The following is a 24,683-nucleotide window of genomic DNA, read 5'->3' on the forward strand; positions in this document are numbered from 1 at the left end:
AACCCGCCGTGGTTGCGCATCGCCTTCACTGTGCGGCCGGAAGCGTGGGCGATCCTTGGGGGAATGGCTGACGCGGGTGGGGATGGTGGGGGACAATTGTCCGGATTGTTCCCGGTGGCGTGGAGGGGTCGATGCCGCACTTTCCCATCAACCATCCGGCGCGGCCGATCTACCGGGTGCTGTCCGGCCTGATCGGGCTCTACATCCTGGCATTCGGCGTCTGGGGCACCGTGTCGACCTGGGGTGACCCGCTGTTCTCCCGCGACGGGAGCTGGGCCCTCGGACTCCGCACCAACCTGGCCTTCTCGCTGGCCTCGGTGATCTTCGGAGCCGTGCTCATCGTCGGCGCGTCCCGGCGCGGCAACCTGGGCCACTACATGAACCTGACCGCCGGAGTCGTCTTCCTGGTCACCAGCATCCTGATGATGTCGTTCCTGCAGACCCGCGCCAACTTCCTGAACTTCTCGATGTCGACGGTGATCGTGTCGATGCTGTTCGGGCTGATCCTGCTCGGCACCGGCCTCTACGGCAAGGTGGGCGAGCCAGAGCACGCCGAGGCTGAGCGGGAGCGCCGCTACCACCCCGTCGCCGAGATCCACCGCCGCCGCTGACCCGGCCGAGCAACCGCCTCGCCACGACCAGCCGTCCTGCCACCATCGACCGGCGTGCGGTGATCAGCGGCCGGCGGTGATCAGCCCCGGCTTCGCCTCCAGGTGCGACAGGCCGTTCCAGGAGAGGTTCACCAGGTGCGCCGCCACCGTCTCCTTGCGCGGCTTGCGTACCTCCAACCACCAGCGGCCGGTCAACGCGACCATCCCCACCAGCGCCTGCGCGTACAACTCGGCAAGCTTCGGGTCGTACCCCCGGCTGGAGAACTCCGCGCCCAGGATGTGCTCCACCTGGTGCGCCACGTCGTTCATCACACTGCTGAAATTGCCTGTCGCGGAGAGCACCGGCGACTCGCGCACCAGCACCCGGAACCCGCTCGTCTCCTCCTCGATGTAGCCGAGCAGCGCCAACGCCGCCTGCTCCAGCAACTCGCGCGGATGACCGGCGGTCAACGCGGTGGTGATCCGGTCCAGCAGGGCCCGGACCTCCCGGTCCACCACCACCGCGTAGAGCCCTTCCTTGCCGCCGAAGTGCTCGTAGACCACCGGCTTGGAGACCTTGGCGCGCGATGCCACCTCCTCGATGGAGGTGGCATCGAAGCCCCGCTCGGCGAAGATCTGCCGACCGATCGAGATCAGCTGTTCGCGACGTTGAGCAGCCGACATGCGTACCCGTGAGGTCGGCTTGGCCGACGCGGTGCGCACGGTACGCCGCCGCTTGTCGCTTCCCTCGCTGGCAACCTCGGCCATCGCGTCACCTCGTTGGCGCTCGGTGACGCCCTGTTGGGGAATGCTGCCTGTCTTTTGCCCGGTCATCCCGAACATACTGCCAGGTAACTTGCCGGTGGACTGTCGGCTTTCTCGTTACGCCGGCTGGTCCGTCGGCTTGACCAGCTTCGCCGCGAGCCGTTCCGGCTTCGGCCAGCGCACGTCCCACGCCGCGCCGACCTTCTCGAACAGCCAGATCACCCGGGCCGAAATATCGATCTGACCCCGCAGAACCCCGTGCCGGGCACTCGTCGGGTCGGCGTGATGCAGGTTGTGCCAGCTCTCGCCGAACGACAGCAGCGCCAACGGCCAGAAGTTCGACGCCCGGTCACCGTGACGCATCATGAACGGCCGCTCGCCGTACACGTGGCACACCGAGTTGATCGACCAGGTGACGTGGTGCAGCAGCGAGATGCGGACCAGGCCGCCCCAGAACAACGCGGTCAACGCACCCTGCCACGACCAGGTCAGCAGCCCACCCATCAACGCCGGGCCGAGCACCGAGACGATCACCAGTACGGGGAAGAGCCCGCTCACCCGCCGGATGTCCCGATCGTTGAGCAGATCCGGGGCGAAACGCTCCCGGTTGGACAGTTCGCGGCCGAACAGCCAGCCGACGTGCGCGTGGAACAGCCCCTTGGTCAGGCCCCAGAGGGTGGGACCGAACCGCCACGGGGAGTGCGGGTCACCCTCCAGATCGGAGAATGCGTGGTGCCGACGATGATCCGCCACCCACTGGATGATGTCGCCCTGCACGGCGAGTGAACCGGAGACGGCCAGGCCCACCCGCAGCCCTCGCTTCGCCTTGAACGAGCCGTGGGTGAAGTAGCGGTGGTAGCCCACCGTGATGCCCAGACCGGAGACCACGTACCAGAACGCGGCGACGCCCACGTCGACCCAGCCGAGCCAGCCACCCCAGGCCACCGGCACGGCGGCGACAAGTGCGGCGAACGGGATCACCACGAAGGCCCACAACGCGACGAGGATTCCGCGCGACTGGGCGCCCTGAGTGAGTGGTTTCGGGCCGGGATCGAGTAGGGCGGTGGACATGGCACCTCACACAGCGGTAATGCGAATCTACGGCTACGTCACCGTAACTTACGGGTCCGGTAGATCGCATCAGACAGCGAAGTGAATCGATGACAAAGTTGTCGTACAGCGGTCCTAACCTGCGTCGCATGACCGACCCGCGCGGCGACGAGGTGCGCCGCCTGCGCACCGTGGAACAGCTCTCCGTCCGCGAGATCCGGGCCCGCACCGGCCTCGGCCGCAACCGGGTGTACGACTTGCTGCGCGGTGTGCCGCCGCCGGAGCGGACCCGGCGCCCCAACGCCAAGGACAGCCTGCGGGCCGAGGCGGTCGCACTGCGCTCGACCGGGCACTCCGTCCCGGAGATCGCGCAGCGGCTGGGCGTCAGCCGGTCGACGGCGTACCTCTGGGTGCGCCACCTGCCGCTGCAGCGAGACCCGGAGCAGGAACAGCAACGCCGCCGAGCCCACTCGAAGACCATGACCGAAGGGCGGTGGGCGACGCACCGCCGGGAGCGCGATGAAGCCCAGGCAGCGGTGCACGACCTGGCTGCCCGTGTTGTCGGCGATCTCGACGACCGGGACGTGTTGTTGCTCGGAGCGGTCAGCTACTGGTGCGAGGGCACCAAATCCAAGCCTTGGCGTCGCGACGACCATGTGCAGTTCGTCAACAGTGACCCAGGGCTCCTGTTGCTTTTCCTTCGATTCCTTGAGGTCTGCGGAGTTGACCGCGCCGCGCCGAGCTACCGGGTGAGCATCCACGAGACCGCCGACGCCGAGGCGGCCGCTGACTGGTGGGCGGAGGAGTTGGCGTTGCCACGTGACCGGTTTCAGCGTTCGACGCTGAAGAAACACAAGGTCAACACGGCCCGTCGAAACGTGGGCGATGCTTATCGGGGATGCCTTGTGATCAACGTGCCGGGCAGCCGCGAGCTCTACTGGCGGATTGAAGGTATGATCGCCGGGCTGTTCCAGTCCGTGCGGCACGTTTGAGCATTGGTTGACGTGGCGTTACGGGTTGACATGTCAATGGGGTGTGGGGTAACGGCAACCCGCAGGCCTTTGGAGCCTTGAGCTCCTGGTTCGAATCCAGGCACCCCAGCACGGGCGGAAGTGCTGCCGATCCTCGTGGCCATGCCAATCGCAACGGATTGTCTGGTTAGCATGGCCGCGAGACTGTCCGCGTCCGACGGGAGCCACGTCGTGCCCGAGCCCCACCTCCGTACCGTCGTCGTGCTCGCCGCCGGTGAGGGCAAACGGATGAAGTCCTCCCTGCCCAAGGTGTTGCACCCGCTGCTGGGTCGCACCCTGCTCGGGCACGTGCTGAGCGCTGCCGAGCCGCTGGCCGCGCAGCGGACGATGGTGGTGGTGGGGCACGGCGCGGACCAGGTCCGGGCGCATCTGGCCGAGGTCGCGCCGGAGGCCGTCGCGGTGCACCAGGCCGAGCAGCTCGGCACCGGCCACGCGGTGCGGATCGCGTTGGAGGCGGCGCCGGAGGCCACCGGCACGGTGGTCGTCCTCAACGGCGACGTGCCGCTGCTGCGTCCGGAGACGGTCGCCGCGCTGGTGGCGGCGCACGAGGGCGAACGGGCGGCGGCAACCGTGCTGGCCGCCGAGGTGCCCGATCCGACCGGGCTGGGCCGGATCGTGCGTGACGCGGCGGGCCGGCTGGAGCAGATCGTCGAGCAACGCGACGCCACCGCGGACCAGTTGGCGATCCGGGAGATCAACGCCGGGATCTACGCGTTCGACGCGGCCCGCCTGCGGGACGTGCTGGGCAAGCTCTCCACCGACAACGACCAGGGCGAGGAGTACCTGACCGACGTGTTCGGGCTGCTGGGCTCGGCCGGGGAGCCGGTGGTGGTGCACCTGGCCGCCGACCACACCGAGACGCTCGGCTGCAACGACCGGGTGGAGCTGGCGGGGCTGCGGCGACTGCTGCGGGACCGGGTGAACGAGCGCTGGATGCGCGCCGGAGTGAGCCTGCTCGACCCGGCCACGACCTGGATCGATGTGACGGTGGCGCTGGACCGGGACGCGGTGGTGGACCAGAACACCCAGCTGCGCGGCGGTTCGGTGGTGGGTAGTGGCGCGGTGGTCGGCCCGGACGTGACGTTGATCGACACGGTGGTGCACGCCGGTGCGACGGTGCTGCGTAGCCACGCGATCGGTGCGGAGGTCGGCCCGGGGGCCAGCGTCGGGCCGTACGCCTATCTGCGGCCGGACGCCCGGTTGGCGGAGAAGTCGAAGGTCGGCACGTTCGTCGAGGTGAAGAACTCCGAGTTGGGTGCGGGTGCCAAGGTGCCGCACCTGTCGTACGTGGGTGACGCGACGATCGGGGCGCGGGCGAACATCGGCGCGGCGACGATCTTCGTGAACTACGACGGGGTCAACAAGAGCCGTACCGTGGTCGGCGAGGGTGCGTTCGTGGGCTGTGACACGAATCTGATCGCGCCGGTCGAGGTGGGTGCGGGGGCTTATGTGGCGGCGGGCAGCGCGATCAGCACGGATGTGCCGCCGGGTGCCCTCGGGGTGACCCGGGCGCCGCAGCGCAACATCGAGGGATGGGTGGCGCGTAAGCGGCCGGGGACGGTGTCGGCGGAGGCGGCTGAGCGGGCGTTGCAGGGTGGGTCGTCCCAGGTGCCGGCCGCAAGTGAAGGTGAGGCAATCCACGGCACTGCCGAGTCGGTGGGCGCGGCGACCGAGGCGGGAGATACTGCAACCGACTAGTCCCCGGCCAGCTACCACCTCCAGGCCGGGTACCACCGACCAAAAACGGGAGCAGACGGGCCCATGGGCAGCATCGTCGCCGAAAACCGCAAGAGCCTGATGCTCTTTTCCGGACGTGGCTTTCCGGAGCTGGCCAAGGAGATCGGTGAGGTGCTCGGCGTCGCGCCGACGCCGGCCGACGCGTACGAGTTCGCCAATGGCGAGATTTTCGTACGGTTCAAGGACTCGGTACGTGGTTCGGACGCCTTCGTGGTGCAGTCCGTCACGCACGGGGTGAACACGTGGGTCATGGAGACCCTGATCATGGTGGACGCGTTGAAGCGGGGTTCCGCCAAGCGCATCACCGTGGTTCTGCCGTTCTATCCGTACTCGCGGCAGGACAAGAAGCACCGTGGCCGGGAGCCGATCTCGGCGCGGCTGGTGGCCGATCTGTTGAAGACGGCGGGGGCCAACCGGATCCTCACCGTGGATCTGCACACCGCGCAGATCCAGGGCTTCTTCGACGGGCCGGTGGATCACCTCTTCGCGATGGACATTCTGGCCGAGTACGTGGAGCGCAGGTACGCGGGTCGGCCGATGACGGTGGTCGCCCCGGATTCGGGTCGGGTACGGGTGGCCGAGCGGTGGACCGACCGGTTGGGTGGCTGCCCGCTGGCGTTCATCCACAAGACCCGGGATCCGTTGAAGCCGAACCAGGTGGTGGCGAACCGGGTGGTCGGTGAGGTCGAGGGTCGGGTCTGCCTGATCGTCGACGACATGATCGACACCGGTGGCACGATCTGCAAGGCGGCGGACATCCTGAAGGAGTCCGGTGCGGCGGATGTGATCGTGGCGTCCACCCATGCGTTGCTCTCCGACCCGGCGACGGAGCGGTTGAAGAACAGCCCGATCAGCGAGGTGGTGGTGACCAACACGCTGCCGTTGCCGCCGGAGAAGCAGCTCGACAAGCTCACCGTGCTGTCCATCGCGCCGCTGCTGGCGCGGGCCATCCGCGAGGTGTTCGACGACGGTTCGGTGACCACCCTGTTCGGTGGTCTGAGCTGATCTGATCACAAGGATCCGGACGGGTCGGTCGACTCGTCCGGATTCGTCCCGGGCCGGTGCTGGCGGAAAAGGGCTGCGGGCCGGTCGGTGGCGGTGGTACGGGGACTGCCGGAACTTCGGGATTCCGCTCGGGTAGACTGGTGCGGTTGCCACGGCGAGGGTGCCCTGCGGGCCGCTGAAAAGCGCCGCACGGAGGCACCGTGATCGACGCGGTGCTCCGGGCAGTCTGCTGACGCATGAGCCCCTGCGAGCCCCCCGCCCAGCACCGCCAGACGACAAGCTGCCGCAGCGAAGCATCAGGAGTTTTCCCGTGTCCGAGGTAAAGATCAGCGCCGAGCCCCGTACCGAGTTCGGCAAGGGTGGTGCCCGTCGTACCCGCCGGGCCGGCAAGGTGCCCGCCGTGCTGTACGGGCACGGTGAGAAGCCCAAGCACATCGCGCTGCCGGCGCGTGAGTTCGCGGCGGCCATCCGCAAGGGCGGCGCGAACCAGCTGTTCGCGATCGAGGTGAGCGACGGCACCCAGGCGCTGGCGCTGCCGAAGGCGATTCAGCGTGACCCGATCAAGGACACCTTCGAGCACGTCGACCTGCTGTTGGTGCGCCGGGGCGAGAAGGTCACCGTCGAGGTGCCGGTCGAGCTGACCGGTGAGGCCGCGAAGGACACCCTGATCGTGCACGACCACGACACGGTGTCGGTGACCGCCGAGGCGACCAAGGTGCCGGATCACCTGGAGGCCTCGATCGAGGGTGCCGAGCCGGGCGTCCAGGTCACCGCCGCGGACGTCGACCTGCCGGCGGGTGTGGAGCTGGCCGGTGACCCGGAGCAGACGGTCGCCACGGTGACCGCCGCGCCGACCGCCGAGCAGCTCGAGGCGACGCTGCCCGAGGTCGAGGTGGCCGAGGCCGAGGTCGAGGCCGGGGTCGGCGAGGAGGGTGCCGAGTCGTCCGAGGGTGCCGAGGCCGGTGAGCCGGCGGCTGCGGGTGGCGAGGAGACCGCCGAGGCCAAGACCGAGGCCTGATCGGTTCGTAGGCTGTGCGACAGGCGTCCCCGGTTCTCCGGGGGCGCCTGTCGGCGTACCGGGCTCGCCTGCGGCTTCGCCCCGGGCGACGATGACGGAGGGAACGGGCGGTGACGGACGAGACCGGGCCGTGGCTGGTGGTCGGGCTGGGCAATCCGGGTCGGGAGTACGCGGGCAACCGGCACAATGTCGGGTTCATGGTGGCCGATCTGCTGGCTGACCGGTTGGGTGTGAAGTTCGGCCGGTACAAGCGGGCGATGGCGGATGTGGCCGAGGCGCGGCTGGGTTTCGGCGGGCCGAAGCTGGTGCTGCTCAAGCCGTTGACGTACATGAACCTTTCGGGTGGCCCGGTGGCCAGCCTGGCGCAGTTCTTCAAGGTGCCGGCGACTCAGGTGGTCGCGGTGCACGACGAGTTGGACATCGAGTACGGCCAGGTGCGGGTGAAGTTCGGCGGTGGTGAGGGCGGGCACAACGGGCTGCGCTCGATGTCCAAGTCGCTTGCCACAAAGGACTATGTGCGGGTGCGGTTCGGCATCGGTCGTCCGCCGGGGCGGCAGGATCCGGCGGATTACGTGCTGTCGGATTTCTGCGCGGCTGAGCGCAAGGAGTTGGACTTCCTGGTGGACCGGGCCGCCGATGTGGTGGAGTCGGTGATCATCCGGGGTGTGGAGCCGACGCAGAATCTGTACCACGGCACCTGAGGACGGCCGGCCGGGCGGCTGGTCGATAGGGTGCGGGTTTGCGGCCGAGCGGGGCGGCTGCTCGGCGTAGACGGATTGCGACGGGAGCGCGGGGCATGAGCAGCAGTCCTCCGATGGTCGACGGGGAGTTCGCCCGCTGGTTGGCGGCCCGGGCGGGTGAGGCGCTGGTGGGCCTGCGGGCCGAGTTGGGGTTCGACGATCCCGCCGCGTTGAAGGCGGCCGGGGACAAGGTCTCGCATGATCTGATCCGGGCCGAGTTGGCGAGGTGGCGTCCGGGTGACGCGGTTCTCTCCGAGGAGGACGAGGGTTCCCGTCAGGCGTCCGCGGCGCAGGGCGAGGCGGGGGTCGGGTCCCGGTTGACCGCCGACCGGGTGTGGATCATCGACCCGTTGGACGGTACGCGGGAATTCAGCGAGCAGGGGCGTACGGACTGGGCGGTGCACGTGGCGCTGTGGGCGCGGGACGCCTCGGCTTCCCACGGTCTGGTCGCGGGTGCTGTCGGGTTGCCGGCACAGCAGCGGGTGTTGGCGACGGACCAGCCGCCCGCGTACCCGTCGGTGTCGGTCGGTGGTGCGGGCCGGTTGCGCCTGGCGGCCAGTCGGAGCCGGCCGCCGGCGTTCCTGACCGACCTGGCTGAGGAGGTCGGGGCGCAGTTGGTGCCGATGGGATCGGCCGGCGCGAAGATCGCCGCGGTGGTGACCGGTGAGGTGGACGCGTACATCCACGCGGGCGGGCAGTACGAGTGGGACTCGGCGGCACCGGTGGCTGTGGCGACGGCCACCGGCCTGCACGCTTCCCGGATCGACGGTTCTGCGCTGAAATACAACGAGGCGGACCCCCGTCTGCCTGACTTGTTGGTGTGCCGCAAGGATCTCGCCAGCCGGTTACTTGCAGCGCTGCGCCGGCATGGCGGGTAGCCTGGCGCTACTTTCTGACATCCCCGACCGGAAAGGTCTGGAAAGCGGATGAGCGAGCGAATCGAGTCGGTGTCATGACCGCGACCGCGGCCTACCAGGTCACCCACCTCGACGCCCTGGAGGCGGAGAGCATCTTCGTGATGCGTGAGGTGGTCGCCGAGATGGAGCGACCGGTGCTGCTCTTCTCCGGCGGCAAGGACTCGATCGTCATGCTCCGGCTGGCGCAGAAGGCGTTCGCGCCGGCGCAGATCCCGTTCCCGGTGATGCACGTGGACACCGGCCACAACTTCCCCGAGGTGCTGGACTACCGCGACCGTCGGGTCGCCGAGTTGGGCCTGCAACTGGTGGTGGCCAGTGTGCCGGAGGCCCTGGCCAGCGGGCTGGTCCGGGAGTCGGCGGACGGGATGCGTAACCGGATCCAGACGCCGGTGCTGCTGGACGCGGTGGAGAAGCACCGCTTCGACGCGCTCTTCGGCGGTGCTCGCCGGGACGAGGAGAAGGCCCGCGCCAAGGAGCGGGTGTTCAGCTTCCGCGACGAGTTCGGCCAGTGGGACCCGAAGAACCAGCGACCGGAGCTGTGGTCGCTGTACAACGGGCGGCACCACCCGGGCGAGTCGATCCGGGTGTTCCCGCTGTCCAACTGGACCGAGCTGGACGTGTGGCACTACATCGCCCGGGAGCGGATCGAGCTTCCGTCGATCTACTACGCGCACGAGCGTGAGGTGGTCGAGCGCGACGGGATGCTCTACGCGGTGAACGAGTTCCTGCCGGCCCGTGCCGGCGAGGACCGGTTCAAGGCCCGGGTGCGGTACCGGACGGTCGGCGACGCCTCCTGCACGGCGGCGGTCCGCTCGGACGCGGACACCGTCGAGAAGGTCATCGAGGAGGTCGCCGCGACGCGGATCACCGAGCGCGGGGCCACCCGGGGCGATGACCGGGTCAGTGAGGCCGCGATGGAGGACCGCAAGCGAGAGGGCTACTTCTGATGACCACCGAGACGCTCGCGCCGGGCGACGCGGCGGACCCGACCCGCGCCGCGGCGGAGGCCCGCCCGATGGATCTGCTGCGGTTCGCCACGGCCGGCAGTGTGGACGACGGCAAGTCGACCCTGATCGGTCGGCTGCTGTACGACACCAAGTCGCTGTTCACCGACCAGTTGGCCGCGGTGGAGGCGGTCAGCGCGGCCCGGGGCGACGAGTACACAAACCTGGCGTTGCTCACCGACGGCCTGCGGGCAGAGCGGGAGCAGGGCATCACCATCGACGTGGCGTACCGCTACTTCGCCACGCCACGGCGCAAGTTCATCATCGCCGACACCCCCGGGCACATTCAGTACACCCGGAACATGGTCACCGGCGCCTCGACCGCCGACCTGGCGTTGATCCTGGTGGACGCCCGTAAGGGCCTGGTGGAGCAGTCCCGCCGGCACGCCTTCCTCTGCTCTCTGCTGCGGGTGCCGCACCTGGTGCTCTGCGTCAACAAGATGGATCTGGTCGACTACTCGCAGGAGGTCTTCGACCGGATCGCCGACGAGTTCACCGCGTTCGCGGCGAAGCTGGACGTGCCGGACCTGACCGTGGTGCCGATCTCCGCGCTCAAGGGTGACAATATCGTCACCCGCTCGGAGAGCATGCCCTGGTACGAAGGCCCGGCGCTGCTGCACCACCTGGAGCGGGTGCACATCGCCAGCGACCGGAACCTGGTCGACGTCCGTTTCCCGGTGCAGTACGTCATCCGCCCGCAGTCGACCACGGTCACCGACTACCGGGGTTACGCCGGCCAGGTGGCCTCCGGGGTGCTCAAGCCGGGCGACGAGGTGATGGTGCTGCCGTCCGGCTTCACCAGCCGCATCTCCTCGGTGGAGACCGCCGACGGCCCGGTCACGGAGGCGTTCCCGCCGATGTCGGTGACGGTACGGCTGGAAGACGAGATCGACATCTCTCGGGGCGACATGATCTGCCGCCCGAACAACGCGCCCGCCGTCGCGCAGGACATCGAGGCGATGGTCTGCTGGATGGACGAGACCCGTCCGTTGCAGGTCGGCGGCAAGTACGCGATCAAGCACACCACCCGCGCGGCCCGGGCGATCGTCCGTGGCCTGCACTACCGCCTGGACATCAACTCGCTGCACCGGGACGAGTCGGCGAGCGAACTGCGGCTCAACGAGATCGGCCGGGTCCGCCTGCGGACCACCGTCCCGCTGCTCGCCGACGAGTACCGCCGCAACCGCACCACCGGCGGCTTCGTCATCATCGACGAGAGCACCAACCGTACGGTCGGCGCAGGCATGATCGTCGAAGCGGGCTGAGCTGCGTCGGCCGGCCCCTCCGGCCGGCCCCGTTGTCCCGCTTCTTGCCCGACCTCGCTCGTCAACTCGACGCGCCGTGACGGCCCGCGCCGCACCCGTGCCGCGCGGGCCGCATCCGCTTCCGGGCCAAAGCACCTGCTTCCGGACACACTGGCCTGCTTCCGGGCCGCGCCGTACCCAGGGGAGCGGATGTCTTCCTGGACCCCTTTGCTCTGCTTCAACCCACGCAACAGGTATCGCCGGTTTCCGTTGCGTGGGTTGAAGCAGAGCAAAGCGGAGTTGGCGAAGGTGCGTGGGCGCACGTTCGAGCGTCCAGAGTGCGGTTGCCCTGGCGTTCCGGAGGCGCACCACGTCGACCGCGACCACGTCTTGCCGGCATTCACACCAAGATCGTGCTTGATCCGGGATCGAGTGGCTATCCGTGCGCTCGGAAGCCACTCGATCCCAGATCGAGGCGACATGTCGCCCGGAGGCGCGGCGCGCGGGGCAGAGCGCTGAGCGTGGGCAGCGCGCAAGGCGCGGGGCGGGGGCGTGGGCAGCGCGCTGAGCGGAGGCAGTGTGTGGGAGAGCGCGGGCGGGGAGCGGGTCAGTCGAGGCGGGTGGCGCCGGCGGCGGGGGTGACGGTGGTGTGGGTGGGGGCGGTGAAACCCCGTCGGGCGTACGCGTCGGTGACGGCGTTCGCGACCGTGTCGGAGTGGTCGGCCTCGACCAGGGCGAGTACGCAGCCACCGAAGCCGCCGCCGGTCATCCGGGCACCGAGTGCGCCGGCGGCGAGGGCGGCCTCGACGGCGGTGTCGATCTCGGGAACGGTGATGGCGAAGTCGTCGCGCATGGAGGTGTGTGAGGCGACGAGCAGCGGGCCGATCTGCTGGATCTGGCGGGCGCGCAGCAGGTCGACGGTGTCGTACACCCGCTGGTTCTCGGTGACGACGTGTCGGACCCGGCGGCGGGTCTCGTCGTCGGGGAGCCGGGCCAGCGCGTCGTCGAGGTTGTCGGTCGGGACGTCGCGCAGCGCGGGTACGTCGAGCAGGGCGGCGGCCTTCTCGCAGCTGTTGCGGCGGGCCGCGTACTCGCCGTCGACGTGGCGGTGCGGGGCGTTGCTGTCGATCACGAGGATGGCGAGGCCGGCGGCGGCCAGGTCGAACGGGATGTGTTCCACCTGCTCGGTGCGGCAGTCGAGGAAGAGGGCGTGCCCGGCGCGGCAGCGGATCGCCGCCGACTGGTCCATGATTCCGGTGGGTGCGCCGACGTAGCGGTTCTCGGCGCGCTGGGCCAGCCGGGGCTGGGCCTCGGCGGGCAGGTCGAGGCCACCGAGGTCGGCCAGGGCGGCGAGCACGGCGGCCTCCAGCGCGGCGGAGGAGGACAGGCCGGCGCCGAGCGGCACGTCGGAGGCGATCGCCAGCCGGGCACCGGGCACCGGGTAACCGGCCTCGCGCAGCGCCCAGACGATGCCCGCCACGTAGCCGGCCCAACCGGTGACCCGACCGGCGGCGGTCACCTCGGCGGCACCGAAGTCGACCGTCTCGCCGGTCAGCTCGGACCAGACCGTCCAGGTCTCGCCGGGCTGCGGCGCGGCGGCGGCGACGGTACGCAGGGGGAGAGCGAAGGGCAGCACGAAGCCGTCGTTGTAGTCGGTGTGCTCGCCGATCAGGTTGACCCGTCCGGGAGCCGCCCAGCGGCCGGCGGGCGGCTGGGCGTACACCTGGTGGAAGCCGGCGGCGGCGCGGTCGGCGACGGTCACGGTTGGGCCAGTCGGTGCGTGCGGTAGAAGGCCCAGGCGTCGGTGATCATGTCGTGCAGGGTCGGCTTCTGCGGCTCCCAGCCGAGTTCGGCGCGGGCCAGCGCGGCGGAGGCGACCAACTCGGCCGGGTCACCTTCGCGGCGGGGCGCCATCTCGACCGGAACAGGGTGGCCGGTGACCTCGCGGACCACCTCGACCACCTGCCGGTTGGTGAAGCCGTTGCCGTTGCCGAGGTTGTAGATGCGGTGCTGCCCGGGCACGGCCGCGCCGAGGGCGAGCAGGTGGGCCCGGGCCAGGTCGGCGACGTGGATGTAGTCGCGTACGCAGGTGCCGTCGATCGTGGGGTAGTCGTCGCCGAACAGTTGCAGCTTGTCCCGCCGGTCGGCGGCCACCTCCAGCGCGATCGGGATGAGGTGGGTCTCCGGGTCGTGGCGTTCGCCGAGGGCGGTGTCACCGTCGAGGTACGCCCCGGCGACGTTGAAGTAGCGCAGCGAGACGGCGGCCAGGCCGTGCCCGATCGCCTCGGAGGTGAGCGCCATGTCGACGGCGAGTTTGGTCGCCCCGTACGTGTTGGTGGGGGCCTTGATGGCCGTCTCGACGATGGGCAGCTCGACCGGGTTGCCGTAGACGGCGGCGGTGGAGGAGAAGACCAGCCGGGGTACGCCGGCGGCGCGGACCGCATCGAGCAGGGCCAGCGAACCGACTGTGTTGTTGTGCCAGTACCGCTCCGGGGCGACCATCGACTCACCGGCGGCGATCAGCGCGGCGAAGTGCAACACGCCGTCGAAGCCGGCCTCTGGGGTGAGCACCCGCGCCGCGTCGTGGATGCCCGCCTCGACGAATGTGGCGTCGGGGGCGAGGGCTTCCCGGTGACCGGTCCGTAGATCGTCCAGGACGACGACCTGGTGACCCGCGTCGAGCAACATCCGGGTCACCACGCTGCCGATGAAGCCGGCGCCGCCGGTGACGAGCAGTTTCACCTCGGTCCTCCTGCCTGGCCCGTTCGGTGTGGCCATGTGGTGAGGACAGCCTACGGCGGCTGTGCTGACTACCATCACTGTCATGCGGGCAGCGCGTCGGCGCGGATCCCGGCGGCGGTGGCCATCCCAGCCCCGCCGCGAGCCTGGGCGGCTCGCCCGGGCGGTGGCCCGGGTGGTGGTCCGGGCCGTCGACGGTGGGTTGCGGCTGGTCACGGCGTTGCTGGGCACAGGTCCGGCCGCCGGTCGGGAGCGGATCAGCGAGGCGGAGCTACGCGATCTGGTCGCCGCGAACACGGTGCTCGATCCGGTGGGCCGGCGCATCATCGACGAGGTGCTGGTGGCCGGGGCGAGTCTGGTGCGTGAGGTGATGATGCCCCGCACCGAGGTGGTGTTCCTGTCGGCGGCGTTGACCCTCGCCGAGGCCGAGCCGCTGGTCCGGGCCGGCATGCACACCCGCTATCCGGTGGTCGACGGCACCCACGACGACGTGGTCGGCTTCGTGCACCTGCGCGACGTGCTGTGGCATCCGGACCGCGATCCGGACACCACGGTCGGTGCGCTGGTCCGGGAGGTCAAGCGGCTGCCGGCCAGCAAGCGGGTGCTCGCCGCGTTGACCGAGATGCGGCGGGAGGGACACCACCTGGCCGTGGTGATCGACGAGTACGGCGGAACGGCGGGCATCGTGACCTGCGAGGATCTGATCGAGGAACTGGTCGGTGAGATCCACGACGAGTACGCCGAGGTGCCGGAACCGGAGCTGGCCGGGCTGCCGGCCGTGGTGGAGGGGCGACTGAATCTCGCCGATTTCGCCGAACGCACCGCTGTGGTGCTGCCCGTCGGGCCGTACGAGACGGTGGGTGGGTTCGTGATGGCCGCGCTCGGGCGGCTGCCCAGGCCGGGTGACGAGGTTCCGGTGCCCGATCCGTCCGGGAGCGGCGGGGGTTGGCTGCTGCGGGTGCTGACGCTCGACGGGCGTCGGGTGGCCCGGCTCGCGGTCACCGCCGGCCGCCTGCCCGAACAACGGCGGACGGTGGGTCGATCCGCCAGCCGGACCGGACCGGCCAGCCCGTCATGACGTACGCGGGGTGATGCTGACAGAATTGCCGGCATGTCCGACGTACCTGCCCGCCCGCGCGTCTTCTCCGGCATCCAGCCGACGGCCGACTCGTTCCACCTCGGCAACTACCTGGGTGCGGTGCGGCACTGGGTGGCGTTGCAGGAGTCGCATGACGCCGTCTACTGCGTGGTCGACCTGCACGCCATCACCGCCGGGCACGACCCGAAGGTGCTGCACCAGCGCAGTCGGGTGGCCGCCGCGCAGCTGCTCGCCGTCGGGTTGGACCCGGAGCGGTGCACGCTGTTCGTGCAGTCGCAGGTGCCCGAGCACGCCCAGCTGGCCTGGGTGCTGGGTTGCCTCACCGGGTTCGGTGAGGCCAGCCGGATGACGCAGTTCAAGGACAAGTCGCAGAAGCAGGGCAACGAGCGGGCCAGCGTGGGCCTGTTCACGTACCCGATCCTGCAGGCCGCCGACATCCTGCTCTACCAGGCCAACGCGGTGCCGGTGGGTGAGGACCAGCGTCAGCACCTGGAGCTGTCCCGCGACCTGGCGCAGCGGTTCAACACGCACTTCGGGCCGACGTTCACCGTGCCCGTCCCGCACATCGTCAAGGCCACCGCGAAGATCACTGATCTTCAGGACCCGACGGCGAAGATGTCGAAGTCGTCATCGTCGCCCGCGGGCATCGTCGACCTGCTGGAGGATCCGGCCCGCTCGGCCAAGAAGATCCGCTCGGCGGTCACCGACACCGGTCGCGAGATCGTCTTCGACGAGGAGACCAAGCCGGGCATTTCCAACCTGCTGACCATCTACTCGGCGCTGAGCGGGCGCGAGATCGACGATCTGGTCGCGGCGTACGACGGCAAGGGCTACGGCGATCTGAAGAAGGACCTCGCCGAGGTGGTCCGGGAGTTCGTCACGCCGATCCAGGCGCGGACCCGCTCGTACCTGGAGGACCCGGCCCAGTTGGACAAGCTGCTCGCCGCCGGGGCGGAGAAGGCGCGGCGGCTGGCGGTGCCGACGCTGCTCAAGGTGTACGAACGGGTGGGCTTCTTCCCGCCGGTACGCGGCGAGTAGCCGTTCGCGGCAGCGCGGGCGGTCCGGACAGGTCGGTGGCAAGGAGTGGCGCGGAACGTGGATCACGGGAGCGGGTCGCCGGATGCCGGCGACACCATCCAGATCGGCATCGCGGTGGACATCCCCGAGCCGTGGGGCGGCACGCTGACCCGGCGTCGGTTGGCGTCCGGCGACCCGAACACGGTGCCGGCACATGTCACCCTGCTCGGGCCGACCGAGATCCCGATGTCCGCGCTGCCCGCGGTGGAGCGGCATCTCGTCCAGGTCGCCGCCGCTCACCTGCCGTTCACCCTGCACCTGCGGGGTACCGGCACGTTCCGGCCGGTGACCCAGGTGGTTTTCGTCGCGGTCGCCGCCGGCATCAGCGAGTGCGAACTGCTGGCCGCGGCGATCAACGCCGCTCCCGAGTTGCAGCGGGAACTGCGCTTCCCCTACCACCCGCACGTGACGGTGGCGCAGGATGTCGCGCCGGAGGCCCTGGATCGGGCCTACGAGGATCTGGCGGACTTCTCGGCGATGTTCGAGGTGGAGCATTTCACGCTCTTCTCGCACAGTGGTGAGGCCCGGTTCCAGCCCCGCCGGGACTTCCGGCTGGGCGGTTGATCCTCCGGCCGTGCCGAGGAGCGAGCGCGGTGACGAGGAAGCGGCGAGGATGACGAGGTGAACCTCCTGGGGCGGGTCGAGGCGGGCATCGACCGCCGACTCAGCGCCGCCCGGCACCGCTGGCCGGCCTTCGGGCATCTGTGGCGGGCCGGGGTGCGCTACACCGATCTTCAGGGTGGTCGGCTGGCCGCCGCGATCGCGTACTACGGCTTCTTCGCGGTCTTCGCGCTCGCGCTTGTGGCGTACGCGGCGTTCGGCGCGGTCCTCGACGACAACGACGAGGTACGCGCGGCGGCGGAGGAGTTCCTCGGGGAGAATCTGCCGTTCCTCGATCCGGCCCAGGTCGCCGACAGCAGTGGCACGGTCGGGGTGGTGGGTCTGCTGATCCTGATCCTGACCGGGATCGGCTGGGTCGAGGCGATCCGTTCCTCGCAGCGGCTGATCCACGGTCTCCACCAGCATCCGGGCAACCTGGTCGTCCGCCGGCTCGTCGATCTCGGGGTGCTGCTCGTGGTCTTCGTGCTCCTCGGCGCCTCGGTGGCGGCGGTGGACGCGCTGGAGTCGCTGCTGCGCTTCCTGCTGCGCAGCACCGGATCGGTCGGGTTGACCACGATCAGCGCGGTGCTCAGCGTGCTTGTCAACGCGGTGCTGGCCACCCTGATGCTGATCGTGGTGCCTCGGGTGCAGATGAGTCGGGCGCGGCTGCGGCCGATCGTGCTGCTGGTCGCGGTCGGCATCACCCTGCTCAACACGGTCGGTCGGTTCTGGGTGGGGCGGGTCGAGCACAACCCGGCGTACACCGTGGTGGCCACCGCCGTGGGCCTGCTGGTCTACCTGTACCTGCTCAACCAGTTGGTGCTCTTCGGTGCGGCGTTGGCGGCGACCAGCCGACGCGGGCGGGTGGTGGACCTGGCGGGTGGCCGGCGCTCCGATCTCGGCTCGGACACCGATCCGGGTACCCCGGGCGGGGCTGGTTGATCCGGTGATGTGCCGAACCTGCCGCGGGAGGTTCGGGCAGCGGCGATGATGGGCCGGTGGGGGCACTCGTGACGTTGGACCTGCCCAGCGACTCGCCGCTGAGCGAGCTGCCGTGGATCATCACGTTCGGCCCGCTCGGTGACGACGAGTGGGAGCCGGTGGTCTGTGGTCCGTACGAGCGACCGCACGCGCTGGCCCTGGCCGAGGCGCTGGTCGCCGACGACGAGCTGATGGCGGTGGTCGAGCCGCTGATACCTGCGGTCTCGGTGGACCAGATCCGGGGCGAGATCGCCGCCGCTCAACTCGCCGCTGCGGACGAGACGGTCCAGGTGGAGCGGGCCGACCTCTACGGCGACTACGAGGACACCATCGACGAGGAGGAGTTGGCGGCCGAGGACGACCACGCGACCGGCCCGCTGCCGGTGCCGGACGTGGCCGAGCTGCGTGCCGGGTTTGCCCGGATCGCCGCCCAGTTGACCGACGGTTGACGTGGTGCGCCAGCGAGCCGGGTGTTGGTCGGCGGTCAGCCCCAGTCGTCCGGCGGCGCGCAGCACGCCGGACGACCAGGTTGCTGATGGACTACCCGTTCAGTGCCGTTCGAACCAGGCGGCCGCGTCGACCGGGAGCACGTGGCCATCGTGCTGCTCGGTGAGTGCCTCGCTGGCCACCAGCGGAGTGCCGTACCCGTCGATCCGTGCCGGGGTGTCGCCGGTGTTGACCACGCAGGTCAGCACCGTGTCGCCGGTGGACCGGCTGAAGGCGAGCACGCCGGGTGCGGTCTCCTGCCAGGTGATGCCGCCGGTGCCGGCGAGGGCGGGGTGGGTGTGGCGGATCCGCAGCGCCGCCCGGTACAGCTCCAGGGTCGAACCGGGCACGCCGGTCTGGGCGGCCACCGACAGCGCACGCCAGGTGGCCGGGGCCGGCAGCCAGCTCAGCTCACTGCCGACCGGCCCGAAGCCGTACGGGGCCACCTCGCCGCTCCACGGGATGGGCACCCGGCAGCCGTCCCGGCTCTCGCCGGTACGTAGGAAGGCCGGGTCCTGGCGCAGCTCGTCGGGCAGGTCGAGCACCTCCGGCAGCCCCAGTTCCTCACCCTGGTAGAGGTAGGCGCAGCCGGGCAGGGCGAGCATCATCAGCGCGGCGGCGCGAGCCCGGCGCAGGCCGACCTCACCGTCGCCGTAGCGGGTGACGTGCCGCTGACGGTCGTGGTTGGACAGCACCCAGGTGGTCGGGGCGCCGACGATCGTCGACTCGGCCAGCGCGGTGTCGACCACCTTGCGGAACGAGTCGGCCGACCAGGTGGCGTCGAGGAAGTCGAAGCTGAACGCCTGGTGCAGTTCGTCCGGTCCGATGTAGCGGGCCAGCCGTTGCGGGGTCTCGGCCCAGGCCTCGGCCACCGCCATCCGGCCGCCGGGGTAGCTGTCCAGGATGGGGCGCCAGGCGCGGTAGATGTCGTGCACCTCGTCCTGGTCGAAGTAGGGCAGCCGGCCCTTGCCGAGCAGTTCGGACTGACGGCGGCCGGTGGTCATCGAGTTGAAGCCGACGTCCGGCAGCCCTTCGGCCTTGATCATGCCGTGGGCCACGTCGATGCGGAACCCGTCGACCCCACGGTCCAGCCAGAACCGCAGGATGTCCTCGAACTCGGCGCGTACCTGCCGGTTGCGCCAGTTCAGGTCGGGCTGGGCGGGGTCGAACAGGTGCAGGTACCACTGGCCGTCGGGCACCCGGGTCCAGGCCGGGCCACCGAAGATGCTCTCCCAGTCGTTTGGCGGCAGCTCGCCGTCGGTGCCCTTGCCGTCGGCGAACAGGTAACGCTCGCGTTCGGGTGAGCCGGGGCCGGCCGCCAACGCCGCCTGGAACCAGGGGTGCCGGTCGGAGGTGTGGTTGGGCACGATGTCGACGATGATCCGCAGGCCGAGGGCGTGGGCGTCGGTGATCATCGCCTCGAAGTCGCCGAGCGTGCCGAACATCGGGTCGACGTCCCGGTAGTCGGCGACGTCGTAGCCACCGTCGACCATCGGGGAGGTGTAGAAGGGGGTCAGCCAGAGCGCATCCACACCCAGTTCGCGCAGGTACGGCAGGCGTGCCCGGATGCCCGGCAGGTCGCCGATGCCGTCACCGTTGGCGTCGGCGAAGCTGCGGACGTAGACCTGGTAGACGACGGCGGATCGCCACCAGTCGGCGTCGGAGGTCAGCGGCGAGGGGTTGCTGACGGTCATCGGGTGTTCCCCGTTCTGTGGCGCGGGACGGCGGCACCCGGCGTGGCAACGGTGGGACGCGGGTGTCTGAGAAGGATGCCGGGCCAGCGCTGCAAGAGTCAAGCAGACCTTGCGCAAGAAATGCCTACGACCGCCGGAACGCGGCAGGTGTCACGCCGGAACCGCGAACGCCGGTGGCGTGGGGCGCTGCGAACCGCCCTGCGCGGGCGGGGTGTCCGTCCGGGCCACCGCCGTCGAGCCGCGTACCACCAGTTCAGGCCGGAACAGGTACTCCGAGTGCGGGGCGCCGTGGCCGTTGATCTCGTCGACCAGCGCCCGGACGGCGGCGACCGCCATCGCGGCCACCGGCTGCCGCATGGTGGTCAGCGGTGGGTCGGTGAAGGCCATCAGCGGTGAGTCGTCGTATCCGACCACGGAGAGGTCACCCGGTACGGAGAGCCCGCGCTGCCGGGCGGCCCGGATCGCGCCGAGCGCCATCAGGTCGGAGCCGCAGACGATGCCGGTGACGCCGCGCTCGATCAGCCGTCCGGCTGCTGCCTCGCCGCCCTCCACACCGAACAGCGACAGTTCGGTCAGGTCGGTCAACTCGTCCTCGGGGATGTCGGTGAGGCGCTGCATGGCCGTCTTGTATCCGCTGACCTTGCGCAGCACCGGCACGAACCGGTCCGGGCCGGTGATCAGGCCGATCCGGCGGTGGCCCAGGGCCACCAGGTGCGCGACCGCCAACTCCGCCGCCTCCCGGTCGTCGCACGAGACGAACGGCGCGCCGAGCCCGGGGGCGTACCCGTTGATCATGACGATGGGCAGTGGCCGGGCGATCAGGGTCCGGTACCGGTCGTGGTCGGCGGCGGTGTCGGCGTGCAGGCCGGAGACGAAGACGATGCCGGAGACCTGCCGGTCGAGCAGCATCTCGACGTACTCGTCCTCGCGGACGCCGCCGGGAGTCTGGGTGCACAGCACCGGGGTGTAGCCGGTGGGCGCCAGGGCCGACTCGATGATCTGGGCGAAGGCGGGGAAGATCGGGTTGTCCAGCTCCGGCACCACCAGCCCGACCAGCCCGGCGCTGCGTTTGCGCAGCCGGGCGGGGCGTTCGTAGCCGAGCACGTCGAGGGCGGTCAGGACGGCCTGCCGGGTTTCGGGTGCCACGCCGGGGCGGTCGTTGAGCACCCGCGACACCGTGGCCTCACTGACGTCGGCCTGCTGGGCGATGTCGGACAAGCGAGCGCGCATGGCGGCACTGTAGCTCACGGCCAAGTTCTTGCGCAGTAGGCAGCAAGAACTTGCACAATCGAGCAGCGGATGCCGAAAAAGGTGCCCGCTGCGCTCGCGTATCCCCGCGTGAGCGTGGGCTGTACGTGGACTCCTGCTCACCTTGGGTGAGGTGGGCCCGCCCCGGCAGGCGGGGAAATGCCCAGTTGGCGACACTTGTCGACGATTGACGTTGCGGATGGGGCACGGTTGTTGCAGGGAGGTTCGCAAGGGGTTTCGAGTTACGAAAACTCTTGCTACTGTCCCCGCCGTTACCCGGCAGGCAATTTAGGAGCGAACATGCGTCGCACAGCCAGGGGGATCGCCGTACTCGCCTCCGCCAGTCTCGCCCTCACCGTCGCCGCGTGCGGCGGCGAGGACAAGGCGGCCGAGGAGCAGCCGAAGGCCGACCCCGCCTCCCTCACCGCGGAACTGACCTGGTGGGACACCTCCGACCCGCAGAACGAGGGCCCGGCGTTCAAGGAGTTGATCGCCAAGTTCAACCAGACCTACCCGAACGTGAAGATCAACTACCAGTCGGTCCCGTTCGGTGAGGCCCAGAACAAGTTCAAGACCGCCGCCCAGGCCAAGAGCGGTGCGCCGGACATCCTGCGGGCCGAGGTGGCCTGGGTGCCCGAGTTCGCCTCGCTCGGATACCTCTACGCGCTCGACGGCTCGGAGCTGCTCAGCGACGCGTCCGACTTCCTGGCGACCCCGCTCGCCTCCAACAAGTACGACGGCAAGACCTACGGTGTCCCGCAGGTCACCGACAGCCTCGCGCTGATGTACAACAAGGAACTGCTGACCAAGGCCGGTATCAGCGCGCCGCCGAAGACCTGGGCCGAGCTGAAGTCCGCCTCGCAGACCATCAAGGACTCAACCGGCGCCGAGGGCGTGTACGTCAACCCGGCCGGCTATTTCATGCTGCCCTTCATGTACGGCGAGGGCGGTGACCTGGTCGACCCCGAGGCCAAGAAGATCATCGTCAACTCCGAGCAGAACGCGGCCGGGCTGGCGATCGCGAAGGACCTGATCGACAGTGGCGCCGCCGCCAAGCCGTCCGCCAACGACGCGTACGGCACCATGATGACCCTGTTCAAGGAGCAGAAGGTCGCCATGATCATCAACGGGCCGTGGGAGGTCAACAACGTCTCCTCGGCGCCGGACTTCGGCGGTCTGGAGAACCTGGGCATCGCCCCAGTGCCGGCCGGCTCGGCCCGTGCCGGTGGCCCGGTCGGCGGCCACAACTACGTGATCTGGTCCGGCATGCCGCAGGAGAAGATCGACGCCGCCGTCGCGTTCGTGAAGTTCATGGCCTCCGCCGAGTCGCAGGCGTTCCTGTCGGAGAAGCTCGGCCTGCTGCCCACCCGCACCTCCGCGTACCAGGTGGACGCGGTCAAGAACAACCCCGTGGTGGCTGCCTTCCAGGCGGTGAACGAGGCGGCCGTGGGTCGCCCGTGGATCCCCGAGGCCGGCCAGTTCTTCGGCCCGCTCGACCAGATGGCCACCGAGGTCCTGATCCAGAACAAGGACCCCAAGGCCGCGCTGGACGGCGTCGCCAAGAAGTACAAGGCCGAGGTCGTTCCCGGCTACGGGCTCTGAGCCCCACCGTCGGCGGGCCGGCGCGGTAGGCCCGCCTCCGTACACCGGTGACACGCCGGTGAACCTTCGGCACCCGGCAGCGGGTCGGCGACCGTCACGGTCGCCGACCCGGCCGGACCCTCTGCTCTGGAGCGCAGCTGGATGACCACCGTGACTGCCGACCCGGCGCCGCCGTCGACGCCGCCCGGCCGACCTGCTCGTCCCTCCCGGCTGCGCCGCAGCTGGGAAAAGCACTGGTACGCCTGGGCGATGGTGCTGCCCGTCGTCATCGTCCTGGCAGTTCTGATCTTCTACCCGCTGTTCCGCGGGGTCTGGCTCTCCTTCACCAACCTCACCGAGGCCAACCAGGTCGCCGAGATCTGCACCAGGTCGATCACCGGCGGCGAGGTCTGCACCGACAACCCCAACAAGTGGGAGTTCGTCGGGCTGGACAACTACGTGCGGGTGCTCACCGGCGAGGTCGGCGAGTTCTGGCAGTGGACCGGTGTCACGCTGATCTGGACGTTCGTCTGCGTGGCCTGTCACTTCGGGCTGGGCCTGGGCCTGGCCAACATGCTCAACCGCCCGATGCGGGCGCGCGGGTTCTACCGGGTGGTGCTGGTGCTGCCCTGGGCGGTGCCGGCCTTCGTCAGCGCGTTCGCCTGGAAGTTCATCTTCAACGAGCGCTTCGGCCTGGCCAACGCGCTGCTCACCGCCCTCGGCATCGACCCGGTCTCGTGGTTCGCCGACCGGTGGACGGCCCTGCTCACCGCCATCGTCACAAACGTCTGGCTGGGTGTGCCGTTCATGATGGTGGCCCTGCTCGGCGGCATGCAGACCATCCCGAGTGAGCTGTACGAGGCGGCCGAGATCGACGGCGCGTCGGCCTGGCAGCGGTTCAAGAACATCACCCTGCCCGGGCTGCGTCCGGTCAGCATGACGGTGGTGCTGCTCGGCACCATCTGGACCTTCAACATGTTCCCGATCATCTTCCTGGTGACCGAGGGGCAGCCGGCCGGGCAGAGCGAGATCCTGGTGACCGGTGCGTACCGGGCCGCCTTCGAAGGCATCCGCAACTACTCGCTGGCGTCGACGTACGGCGTACTGATCCTGTCGATCCTGCTGGTCTTCTCGGTGTTCTACCGGCGGGTGCTGCGCAAGCAAGGCGAGGTGTGGTGATGAGCAAGGTGACGCGCCGCGGGCATCGGCGACGCAGCCCGGCGATGTCCGTCCTGCTGCACGGCACGCTGATCCTGGCCTCGCTGATCGCGATCGGCCCGATCGTCTGGGTGCTGCTCTCCTCGCTCAAGCCCGGGTACGCGATCCAGAGCAGCGAGCTGACCCTGTTCCGGGACACCACGCTTGCCAACTACCGCTACGTGCTCACCGAGACGAACTTCCCGCGCTGGTTCCTCAACTCGGTGATCGTCGCGGCCTTCACCATGACCATCGGCATCTTCCTGTCCGCCACCACCGGCTACGCGGTGTCCCGGTTCAACTTCCCGGGCCGCCGACCGCTGATGATGGTCTTCCTGATCACCCAGATGTTCCCGGTGGCCATCCTGATCGTGCCGATCTACACGATCCTGGCCCGGCTCGGCCTGATCAACACCATGCCGGCGCTGATCGTCGCGTACCTGACCATCGCGGTGCCGTTCTGCGCCTGGATGTTGAAGGGCTACTTCGACTCCATCCCGACCTCGCTGGACGAGGCGGCGGCGCTGGACGGCTGCGGGCCGTTCGCCATCTTCTGGCGGGTGGTGCTGCCGCTGGCCCGCCCGGCCGTGGCGGTCACCGCCTTCTACACCTTCCTCACCGCCTGGGGTGAGGTGGCGTACGCCTCGGCGTTCATCCAGACCGACAACAAGTTCACCCTGGCGTACGGGCTCCAGCAGTTCGTGCCGCAGTTCAATCCGCAGTGGGAGTACCTGACGGCCGCCGCCGTCCTGGTGACGATCCCGGCCGGGCTGGTCTTCTTCTTCGCCCAGAAGCACCTGGTGTCCGGCCTGACGGCCGGTGGCACGAAGGGCTGACCGAGTGGCTCTACTACGATCCGTCGTTGATGGGGCAGGATAGG

23 protein-coding genes and 1 tRNA gene are annotated in these 24,683 nt (G+C 69.6%); 18 read left to right on the plus strand and 6 right to left on the minus strand.

Annotated features, from left to right (window positions below; all coding sequences use genetic code 11):
• Positions 1-131: 131 nt before the first annotated feature.
• A complete protein-coding gene (locus EG812_RS14475) occupies positions 132-611 on the plus strand; it encodes a DUF4383 domain-containing protein (protein ID WP_013731486.1) in 480 nt (159 codons plus the stop codon).
• A gap of 63 nt (positions 612-674) precedes the next feature.
• Here EG812_RS14475 and EG812_RS14480 read toward each other — a convergent pair whose 3' ends face one another.
• Positions 675-1,358, minus strand: a complete 684-nt coding sequence (locus EG812_RS14480) for a TetR/AcrR family transcriptional regulator (protein WP_013731487.1) — start codon at positions 1,356-1,358, stop codon at positions 675-677.
• Between the two features lie 114 nt (positions 1,359-1,472).
• A complete protein-coding gene (locus EG812_RS14485) occupies positions 1,473-2,426 on the minus strand; it encodes an acyl-CoA desaturase (protein ID WP_013731488.1) in 954 nt (317 codons plus the stop codon).
• A gap of 128 nt (positions 2,427-2,554) precedes the next feature.
• Between EG812_RS14485 and EG812_RS14490 the strand changes: the two genes are divergently transcribed.
• The 9 genes from EG812_RS14490 (at position 2,555) to cysN (ending at position 11,122) form a co-directional block, all read left to right on the plus strand.
• Positions 2,555-3,397: a helix-turn-helix domain-containing protein gene (locus tag EG812_RS14490; protein WP_013731489.1), complete on the plus strand. Its 843-nt coding sequence runs from the start codon at positions 2,555-2,557 to the stop codon at positions 3,395-3,397.
• 37 nt (positions 3,398-3,434) lie between these two features.
• Positions 3,435-3,506 (plus strand) — tRNA-Gln (locus tag EG812_RS14495).
• Positions 3,507-3,607: 101 nt separating this feature from the next.
• On the plus strand, positions 3,608-5,134 hold the full coding sequence (gene glmU / locus EG812_RS14500) for a bifunctional UDP-N-acetylglucosamine diphosphorylase/glucosamine-1-phosphate N-acetyltransferase GlmU (RefSeq protein ID WP_431883578.1): 1,527 nt from the start codon (positions 3,608-3,610) through the stop codon (positions 5,132-5,134).
• Positions 5,135-5,197: 63 nt separating this feature from the next.
• Entirely contained in the window at positions 5,198-6,178 is a 981-nt protein-coding gene (locus tag EG812_RS14505; RefSeq protein WP_013731491.1) for a ribose-phosphate diphosphokinase, read from the plus strand.
• 310 nt (positions 6,179-6,488) lie between these two features.
• A complete protein-coding gene (locus tag EG812_RS14510; RefSeq protein ID WP_013731492.1) occupies positions 6,489-7,196 on the plus strand; it encodes a 50S ribosomal protein L25/general stress protein Ctc in 708 nt (235 codons plus the stop codon).
• 110 nt (positions 7,197-7,306) lie between these two features.
• Positions 7,307-7,897 (plus strand): aminoacyl-tRNA hydrolase, encoded by a 591-nt coding sequence (gene pth, locus EG812_RS14515; protein ID WP_126711830.1) that lies wholly within the window; start codon positions 7,307-7,309, stop codon positions 7,895-7,897.
• Between the two features lie 113 nt (positions 7,898-8,010).
• Positions 8,011-8,814, plus strand: coding sequence for an inositol monophosphatase family protein (locus tag EG812_RS14520; protein ID WP_126711919.1), 804 nt, complete (start codon positions 8,011-8,013; stop codon positions 8,812-8,814).
• Positions 8,815-8,888: 74 nt separating this feature from the next.
• Positions 8,889-9,800 carry a sulfate adenylyltransferase subunit CysD gene (gene cysD, locus EG812_RS14525; protein ID WP_102658843.1) on the plus strand — a complete coding sequence of 304 codons (912 nt, stop codon included), beginning with the start codon at positions 8,889-8,891 and terminating at the stop codon, positions 9,798-9,800.
• Complete coding sequence (gene cysN, locus EG812_RS14530; RefSeq protein WP_043719643.1) at positions 9,800-11,122, plus strand: sulfate adenylyltransferase subunit CysN; 1,323 nt, start codon at positions 9,800-9,802, stop codon at positions 11,120-11,122. The genes cysD and cysN overlap by 1 nt, the downstream gene beginning before the upstream one ends.
• Before the next feature lie 586 nt (positions 11,123-11,708).
• Here cysN and galK read toward each other — a convergent pair.
• Positions 11,709-12,863: a galactokinase gene (gene galK, locus EG812_RS14535; RefSeq protein WP_126711831.1), complete on the minus strand. Its 1,155-nt coding sequence runs from the start codon at positions 12,861-12,863 to the stop codon at positions 11,709-11,711.
• On the minus strand, positions 12,860-13,879 hold the full coding sequence (gene galE / locus EG812_RS14540) for a UDP-glucose 4-epimerase GalE (RefSeq protein ID WP_199743872.1): 1,020 nt from the start codon (positions 13,877-13,879) through the stop codon (positions 12,860-12,862). The genes galK and galE overlap by 4 nt, the downstream gene beginning before the upstream one ends.
• Positions 13,880-13,925: 46 nt before the next feature.
• On the opposite strand from galE, the gene EG812_RS14545 reads away from it, so the two are divergent.
• From EG812_RS14545 to EG812_RS14565, 5 genes are read left to right on the plus strand one after another with little or no spacing between them, the layout of a single operon-like run.
• The gene (locus EG812_RS14545; protein ID WP_081476244.1) at positions 13,926-14,918 is read left to right on the plus strand and encodes a hemolysin family protein; all 993 of its coding nucleotides are present in this window, start codon (positions 13,926-13,928) and stop codon (positions 14,916-14,918) included.
• A 33-nt stretch (positions 14,919-14,951) separates the two neighbouring features.
• A complete protein-coding gene (gene trpS, locus EG812_RS14550) occupies positions 14,952-15,977 on the plus strand; it encodes a tryptophan--tRNA ligase (RefSeq protein WP_013731500.1) in 1,026 nt (341 codons plus the stop codon).
• Between the two features lie 57 nt (positions 15,978-16,034).
• Complete coding sequence (locus EG812_RS14555) at positions 16,035-16,580, plus strand: 2'-5' RNA ligase family protein (RefSeq protein ID WP_013731501.1); 546 nt, start codon at positions 16,035-16,037, stop codon at positions 16,578-16,580.
• Positions 16,581-16,637: 57 nt separating this feature from the next.
• Positions 16,638-17,558, plus strand: a complete 921-nt coding sequence (locus EG812_RS14560; RefSeq protein WP_013731502.1) for a YihY/virulence factor BrkB family protein — start codon at positions 16,638-16,640, stop codon at positions 17,556-17,558.
• Between the two features lie 56 nt (positions 17,559-17,614).
• Positions 17,615-18,046, plus strand: coding sequence for a hypothetical protein (locus EG812_RS14565; protein WP_126711833.1), 432 nt, complete (start codon positions 17,615-17,617; stop codon positions 18,044-18,046).
• 99 nt (positions 18,047-18,145) lie between these two features.
• Here the strand turns inward: EG812_RS14565 and EG812_RS14570 are convergent, their stop codons facing one another.
• Together EG812_RS14570 and EG812_RS14575 are read right to left on the minus strand one after the other, a co-directional pair.
• A complete protein-coding gene (locus tag EG812_RS14570) occupies positions 18,146-19,777 on the minus strand; it encodes a glycoside hydrolase family 13 protein (RefSeq protein ID WP_126711834.1) in 1,632 nt (543 codons plus the stop codon).
• Between the two features lie 150 nt (positions 19,778-19,927).
• A complete protein-coding gene (locus EG812_RS14575) occupies positions 19,928-21,007 on the minus strand; it encodes a LacI family DNA-binding transcriptional regulator (protein ID WP_086011316.1) in 1,080 nt (359 codons plus the stop codon).
• A gap of 318 nt (positions 21,008-21,325) precedes the next feature.
• Here EG812_RS14575 and EG812_RS14580 point away from each other — a divergent pair, with 318 nt between their 5' ends.
• The 3 genes from EG812_RS14580 (at position 21,326) to EG812_RS14590 (ending at position 24,639) form a co-directional block, all read left to right on the plus strand.
• The gene (locus EG812_RS14580; RefSeq protein WP_013731506.1) at positions 21,326-22,627 is read left to right on the plus strand and encodes an extracellular solute-binding protein; all 1,302 of its coding nucleotides are present in this window, start codon (positions 21,326-21,328) and stop codon (positions 22,625-22,627) included.
• A 141-nt stretch (positions 22,628-22,768) separates the two neighbouring features.
• Positions 22,769-23,785 carry a carbohydrate ABC transporter permease gene (locus tag EG812_RS14585; protein WP_043719655.1) on the plus strand — a complete coding sequence of 339 codons (1,017 nt, stop codon included), beginning with the start codon at positions 22,769-22,771 and terminating at the stop codon, positions 23,783-23,785.
• Positions 23,785-24,639: a sugar ABC transporter permease gene (locus EG812_RS14590; protein ID WP_013731508.1), complete on the plus strand. Its 855-nt coding sequence runs from the start codon at positions 23,785-23,787 to the stop codon at positions 24,637-24,639. Before EG812_RS14585 ends, EG812_RS14590 begins: the two co-directional genes overlap by 1 nt.
• Positions 24,640-24,683: the final 44 nt, after the last annotated feature.

The sequence above is a fragment of the Verrucosispora sp. FIM060022 genome, from assembly GCF_003977705.1.
Classification (GTDB): domain Bacteria; phylum Actinomycetota; class Actinomycetes; order Mycobacteriales; family Micromonosporaceae; genus Micromonospora; species Micromonospora gifhornensis.